The sequence below is a fragment of the Rhodoplanes roseus genome, from assembly GCF_003258865.1.
In the GTDB taxonomy this organism is placed as follows: Bacteria; Pseudomonadota; Alphaproteobacteria; order Rhizobiales; family Xanthobacteraceae; genus Rhodoplanes; species Rhodoplanes roseus.
This window is the reverse complement of the sequence record NZ_NPEX01000297.1, coordinates 1-6624: the sequence shown is the minus strand read 5'-3', so window position 1 is coordinate 6624 and position 6624 is coordinate 1. Positions and strand designations below refer to the sequence as shown.

Sequence of the window (6624 nt, the reverse complement as noted above, 5' to 3'; positions counted from 1 at the left end):
GTCGTTTAACACCCGCTTCATAGATCATCGTTAAGCTTGCCCTGCCGCAGCCGAACAGGTTCGACCGGCGGCCATGCGCGGCGGTTCCGGCCAGGGGCCGCCGCTTCCGTCCGCTCGTCTGCGACCGTCCACTCGGCACACCCGCCATGGCTGCGTCCAACGCCCTCCTGCTCGAGCTCCCCGCCGTTCTGAGCCAGGGGAGTCCGGACACGCGTGGAGAGATCCTCCGGCGCCTCACCGATCTGTTCCTCGCCCAGGCCAGCGCCTTCGGGGAAGAGCATGTCGCGCTGTTCGACACGGTGATGGAGCAGATCGTCGGCACGGTCGAACGCCATTCCCTCATCCGCCTCGGCCTCCAGCTCGCCCCGCTCGTCAACGCCCCCGTCAAGACCATCATGCTGCTCGGCCAGAGCGACGACATCGCCGTCGCCGGTCCGGTGCTGGAGCGTTCCAAGCGCATCTCGGACGAGGTGCTGGTCGGCATCGCCGGCACCAAGACCCAGGCCCATCTCGCCGCCATCGCGGTCCGCCTGGTGCTGTCGGAAGCCGTCACCGACGCGGTCGTGCAGCGCAGCGACCTCGATGTCACCCGCAAGATCACGGCCAATTTCGGCGCCCGCTTCTCGGAAACCGGCTTCCGCACCATTGCGGGCCGGGCCCATCTCGACGAGTCGCTCGCTCTCCTGGTCGCCGGGCGCAGCGACGTGCCGTCGGAGGTCTTTCGCGATCTGGTCCGCAACGCCACCGACGAGGTCCGGCGCGGTCTCGCCCGCTGCGACGTTCCCGGCGTGCGCACCCGCCTCGATCAGGCCGTGGCGGCGATCGGAACCCAGCTCCTGCACGCCCGCCGCAAGGCCGAGGCGCCCGGCGCCACCGCGGCGAGCCCGGCCCCCGACAAGCTGAAGGCGCTCTGCGAGAAAGCCCGGGCCGGCAAGCGCGGCGACGTGATCGACGAGCTCGCCGTCATCGCCGAGGTCCCGGTGGTGGCGATCAAGAACCTGATCAAGCAAGGCTCGGAGGACGGCCTGCTGATCCTGTGCAAGGTCGCCGGCCTCGCCTGGCCGGACGCCAAGGCCGTCCTGCTGGCCACGACCGGATCGGCCGGCGATCCGCGCACCGCGTTCGGGACCTATTCGGGCCTGACCGCCGAAACGGCCCAGCGCGTGGTGCGCTTCGTCCGGCTGCGGAAGTCCGCCACGCCGGCCGAGATCCGCCGCTTGATGTGAGTAGTTAGAACTAACCTCAAATCCTAATCACGGATCATTATACCTCAATCACGGTAACGTACTTTTCAGCTCTGGACTGTAAAGTCCGGTGGACGCGAAGGACTGTTCTTGCGGACTGTCTGTTGTCCAGGCTGCGGCGACGTGACCTGAACCGGATCGTCCGCACCCGAGCGTATTCGGCCGACTCAACTCGGGTTCGATCGCCATGGCTGACCCGGCTCCGGTTTCTGGTGATGCGCGTGGGCACGAGCAGCGTCGCTCACCGCGCTATCTCACCTTGGCGACCGCCCAGATCGCCGCCGCCGCGGGCGTGCTCGACTGCGCCGTGCTGAACGTCTCGGCAGGCGGCGCCTGCCTGCTGGTGAACGACGCCGCCGCCGTGCCCGAGGTGTTCGATCTGCTGGTGGATCCGGAGCGGTTCCGCATCCGCTGCGCCCTCGCCTGGCGGACCCGGCATCATGTCGGCGTCGCCTTCCTCCCCACCGAAAGCGACGCGCCCCCTCCCCCGGCCCCCTGGCCGCGGCTGGCGCTGCTGGGCGAGACAAACAGTACCGGTTCGATGCAATGAACACCTCTCCCGTGCTGATCGAAGAGCTCTCGACCGTCCTGGCTCGCGGCAGCGCGGATCGCCGTAGCGAGGTGCTACGCCGCGTCACCGACCTGTTCCTGGTCGGCGCCGACCAGTTCGGCGAGGATCACGTGGCGCTGTTCGACGACGTCATGGAGCAGCTCGTCGACACGGTGGAGCGCTACGCGCTGGTCCGGCTCGGCCTGCAGCTCTCCAACGTCTCCAATGCGCCGGTGAACACGATCGGCCGGCTCTGCCACCACGACGACATCACCATCTCGGGTCCGGTGCTCGAGCGCTCGACGCGGCTCACCGACGAGGTGCTGGCCGATGTCGCCCGCACCAAGAGCCAGGCCCATCTGGCCGCGATCGCGGCGCGCGAGCATCTGTCCGAGGTGGTCACCGACATCGTCGTCGAGCGCGGCGACATCGAGGTGACCCGAAAGGTGACGGCCAATGGCGGCGCACGCTTCTCCGAGACCGGGCTGCGCACCATCGCGACGCGGGCCCACGGCGACGAGGAGCTCGCCGAGATCTTCGCCGGCCGGACCGACGTCCCGGCCGACATCTTCTGCGAGATGGTCCGCAACGCCACCGACATCGTGCGCCGGCGCCTGGCCGGCTCGGCGGAGTCCGCCGTGCGCACCCGGCTCGACCACGCCATCGCGGCGATCGGCGACCAGCTCGTCCATGCCCGCCTGCACAAGGCCCATGGCGGCCCGTCGGTCCGGCTGGAGCCGGATCGGATCAAGGCGCGGCTCTGCGAGCATGCCCGCCTCGGCCAGCGCGGTCCCCTGATCGAGGATCTCGCCGCCGTCGCCGACGTGCCCGTGATCGCGGTGCGCAACATCATCCGGCAGCGCTCCGAGGACGCGCTCCTGATCCTGTGCAAGGCCGCCGGGCTCGGCTGGTCCGACGCCAGGGCCGTGCTGGAGGCGACGCTCGGCGAGCCCGCCGATCCGCGCGCCGCCTTCCAGCACTACATCACCCTCGGAACCGAGGTGGCGCAGCGCGTCGTCCGCTTCATCAAGCTGCGCAAGTCGGCGAACCGCACCGAGATCGAACGGCTGATGTGAGTCGGCCGCGCCCGGCCGTCCTCCCGACCGACGCACCCTCCCGAAACGCAAATGCCCGGCAGGAGGCCGGGCATCGAAGGATGTCGCGAGGCAGGCTCGTCGCGGTGCGGCTACATCCCGCCCCAGCGGCCGTCGAAGCTCGACGACGAGAGCACCGGCTTGGCGCCCGGCATCAGGGTCCCGGCCGTATAGGCGGCGCCCGCCGGAGCCTCGGCCTTCGCCTGGGCGGTGCCCTGCGGCCTGGCCTCGGCCTGCGACTGTCCGCCGGCCTGGGTGGTGGTCGGCCGGATCGCCCCGAGCGCGACCGGGCGCGACGACGACGAGGCCAGCATGGTCTGAGAGGTGGGCGCCGGCGCCGGCTTGGCGCCGCCCTTCGCGGTGGCGGTCGGCTTGGCTGCCGGCGCCGCGGCGGGCTTCGGGTTCGCCGGCGGGGGAGTGTCCTCGCTCTTGCCGAAGCCGAACCACTTGCCGATGCCGGAGCCCGACGACGACGCCGGGGCGGGCTCGCCGCTGCTGCCGAACAGATTGCCGAGAACCGGAGCACTGCCGTCGGCCGAGGCCACGCGGGTGCTGCCGATCACGCCCGAGGTCGTCTCCGGGTCCGCCGATGCGACCGCGGTCTGGTTCGGCAAATACACCAGGGTCGCCTTGCCGCCCGGGCTCTGCGGCGGCAGGGACGCGACCCGGCGGCCGTTGGCCACGAAGGTCTCGTTGGTGTTCACCTTGGCCAGGAAGGTCGGATGCATGCCGCCGTCGCTGCCGGTCCGCACCGCCACGGTCTGCACGCCCTGGGCGACGTGGTGGGCGAACTGGCGCTCGTCGTGATCCTGCTTCTCCTTGACGGCCGAGGCGACGTCCTGCGGGACCTGGTAGGCGGGGCAGCGCCCGACCGGATCGAACCGGCCGGATACCGGCGTCGCGTTGAAGACGTAGCGCTTCTCGCAGACGTCGATCTTCGGCTCCTGGCGGGTCGCCTCGAAGTGGTCGCTGCCTTCCTTGATCATCCGCCAGAACGCCATGTGCGGGCTGTTGCGGTGACGCGCCATGTTGAGCGCCGTCATCCGGAACGGATAGGCCTGCACCTGGAACGCTTTCTGGCCACCCAGGAAGGCTTCGCGGCCGAGCGCGTAGATTTCGGAGATCTGCTCGTCCGTCATCGCGTAGCAACCGGCCGACGAGCAGTCGCCGTGGATCATCAGGAACTGGCCGGACCGCTCGTTCGCCCTGTCGTAGGCGTTCGGAAAGCCGAGATTGAACGCGAGATAGTAGCTCGAGTTCGGGTTCATCTGGCCGGGCGTGATCGTGTAGAAGCCCTCGGGGGCCTGACGGTCGCCCTGCTTGACCTTGGGGCCGAGCTCACCCGACCAGCGGCAGATCGGATAGGTCTTGAGAAGGGCGTACTGGCCGGCGGAGTCCTGCTTCCAGACCTCGAGCTCCGCCTCTTCCTTGAAGACGCGCAGCAGGATCGGCGACTCGACCGGCATGTCCTTCTTGGTCAGCGTGGCCTGCATCTCGCGGGAGAGCGGCTGCATCGCCTTGCTCGGGATCTGGGAGATCCCGTCGGTCTGGCACCCGGCCAGCGCAACCGCAACCGCGATCGCCGCCGACGCCGTGAGCGCCCGGACCCTCGCCGTACGACGGTTCAAGCGACACTCCCCCTCGTAGTCCCCATTCCGTAAATACCTGTTAGCGTTAAGATGTGGTCTAAGCAAGGCAACGGGACGGGACCGCACAGGCGGTGCGGCGGCATGGTGAATCGCGGGTTATCCACGGGGGCGCCGGACGAGCTTGCGGCGACATGGTTGCCGAATCGTTAACCGACCCGCCGGCAACGCGGAATTCGTGCGTCGACTGCGCCGCACCCGTCAGGCGAGCGTGCGGCCGATGGCGAGGAACTTGTCCCGGCGCTGCTGGCGGATCGCCTCGGGGCCGAGCTCGCGGAGCTGGTCGAACGCGGCCGCGACGGCGTCGCCGGTGGCGTTGATGGCGGCCGACCAGTCGCGATGGGCGCCGCCCATCGGCTCGCGGACGATAGCGTCGATCACCCCGAACTTCAGCAGGTCGTCGGCCGTGATCTTCATGCCGGTGGCGGCGTCCTGGGCCTTGGCCGAGTCGCGCCACAGGATCGAGGCGGCCCCCTCGGGCGAGATCACGCTGTAGATCGCATGCTCGAGCATCAGGACCTTGTTGGCGGTGGCGATCGCGATGGCGCCGCCGGAGCCGCCCTCGCCCAGGATCACGGCGACGTTCGGCACCTTGAGGGCCAGGCAGGCCGCGGTCGAGCGGGCGATCGCCTCGGCCTGGCCGCGCTCCTCGGCGCCGATGCCCGGATAGGCCCCGGCGGTGTCGACCATGGTGATCACCGGGATGTCGAAATGGTCGGCCATCTCCATCAGGCGCACCGCCTTGCGGTAGCCCTCCGGCATGGCCATGCCGAAGTTGCGCTTCAGCCGGCTCTCGGTCGAGGAGCCCTTCTCCTGGCCGATGACGCAGACGCTCTGGCCGCGGAAGCGGCCGAAGCCGCCGACGATCGCCTCGTCCTCGCCGAAGCTGCGGTCGCCGGCGAGCGGCGTGAAGTCGGCGATCAGCCCGGCGACGTAGTCGAGGCAATGCGGCCGCTGCGGATGGCGCGCGATCTGGGTCTTGTTCCAGGGGGTCAGGCTCGAATAGACGGCCTTGAGCGCCTCGGCCGCCTTGGCCTCGAGCCGCGCGACCTCCTCGCCGATCTCGACCGCACCGGCCGGCTGCTCCAGGGCCCGCAGCTCCTCGATCTTGGCTTCGAGCTCTGCGACCGGCTTTTCGAAATCGAGATAACTGCGCATTGCGGGAGAGACCGAGGGGTGGAGTCCTGCCCGAGACACCAGCGGGCGGGGGCGACAGAAGCCCCCGGATGGGGCGGAAGTCAAGGGAGCGGAGGGGGACCGGGCCATGGCCTCGGCGAGGTCCTGGGCTCCGGCTCCGCGCGACCGAATTCAGTCGGACCGCCCGGTCAGCCGCGCCAATTCTTCCAGGACCACGGTTTCGAGTGAGTCGAGAGGCAAGTGGATCGTATCCCAGAGATCCGGCTCGAGGATGTCCTCGTAGTCGTGCCGGTAGACATTCCCGGCTCCTGCGACATCGTTCCACGGAATGTGCGGGTGTCGCGCCTTCAGGTCACTGGGCAACCGCCGCGAAGCCTCGGAAACGATTTCGAGGCATCGCGTGACGGCATAAACAGTTTTCACGTCGGCGGCGAAATCCTCGTAATCCATTCCTTGGACGAACATCCGGACCAAGCCGACGTTCCGCTTGATGTCGGTCAGAGTCTGAAGTGTCTTCTCAGAACGCATATACGGCTTCCGCCGCCACCGGTTGGCGCAAGTGCTCCTTCAGGGCGGCCTTGTTCACGACATCGACTCGGCCGCTGAACAAATCGGCGACGGCTTGCTTCACGCCCGCATAAGTGAACAGATCCACATGCGCCCCGGGTTCGAACTCGATGAGAATATCGAGGTCGCTCGCCTCGTCGGCTTCGCCACGGGCGACCGAACCGAACAGGGCCGCATGCCGGATGCCGCGAGACTCGAGCAGGGCTCGATTCCGGCGCAGAACCGCAATGGCCTCCTCTGCTTTCACGTCGATCTCCCACGCTGATCTCGCGCTAGAATACCCCACGCGAGCATGGCGTTCCACCCGCCCTACCCGTCATCTCCCAGCGGATGGAGGTCGCGCACCAGGCTCTTCAGGCGCTCCTCCAGGACGTGGGTGTAGATCT

The 6624-nt window shown here is 68.7% G+C and carries 7 protein-coding genes; 3 read left to right on the top strand and 4 right to left on the bottom strand.

Features of this window, described 5'->3' with window-relative positions; genetic code table 11:
- Positions 1-146 precede the first annotated feature (146 nt).
- The 3 genes from CH341_RS26275 to CH341_RS26265 all read left to right on the top strand — a co-directional run bounded on the left by CH341_RS26275 (position 147) and on the right by CH341_RS26265 (position 2870).
- Complete coding sequence (locus CH341_RS26275; protein WP_111421920.1) at positions 147-1226, top strand: DUF2336 domain-containing protein; 1080 nt, start codon at positions 147-149, stop codon at positions 1224-1226.
- A 205-nt stretch (positions 1227-1431) separates the two neighbouring features.
- Positions 1432-1794, top strand: a complete 363-nt coding sequence (locus CH341_RS26270; protein WP_111421919.1) for a PilZ domain-containing protein — start codon at positions 1432-1434, stop codon at positions 1792-1794.
- Positions 1791-2870 (top strand): DUF2336 domain-containing protein, encoded by a 1080-nt coding sequence (locus CH341_RS26265; RefSeq protein ID WP_111421918.1) that lies wholly within the window; start codon positions 1791-1793, stop codon positions 2868-2870. The genes CH341_RS26270 and CH341_RS26265 overlap by 4 nt, the downstream gene beginning before the upstream one ends.
- A gap of 110 nt (positions 2871-2980) precedes the next feature.
- Here CH341_RS26265 and CH341_RS26260 read toward each other — a convergent pair whose 3' ends face one another.
- The 4 genes from CH341_RS26260 to CH341_RS26245 form a co-directional block, all read right to left on the bottom strand.
- On the bottom strand, positions 2981-4516 hold the full coding sequence (locus tag CH341_RS26260; RefSeq protein WP_111421917.1) for a L,D-transpeptidase family protein: 1536 nt from the start codon (positions 4514-4516) through the stop codon (positions 2981-2983).
- Positions 4517-4735: 219 nt separating this feature from the next.
- Entirely contained in the window at positions 4736-5692 is a 957-nt protein-coding gene (locus CH341_RS26255; protein ID WP_111421916.1) for an acetyl-CoA carboxylase carboxyltransferase subunit alpha, read from the bottom strand.
- 150 nt (positions 5693-5842) lie between these two features.
- Positions 5843-6199, bottom strand: a complete 357-nt coding sequence (locus CH341_RS26250) for a HepT-like ribonuclease domain-containing protein (protein ID WP_111421915.1) — start codon at positions 6197-6199, stop codon at positions 5843-5845.
- Positions 6189-6485 (bottom strand): nucleotidyltransferase family protein, encoded by a 297-nt coding sequence (locus CH341_RS26245; RefSeq protein ID WP_111421914.1) that lies wholly within the window; start codon positions 6483-6485, stop codon positions 6189-6191. The genes CH341_RS26250 and CH341_RS26245 overlap by 11 nt, the downstream gene beginning before the upstream one ends.
- Positions 6486-6624: the final 139 nt, after the last annotated feature.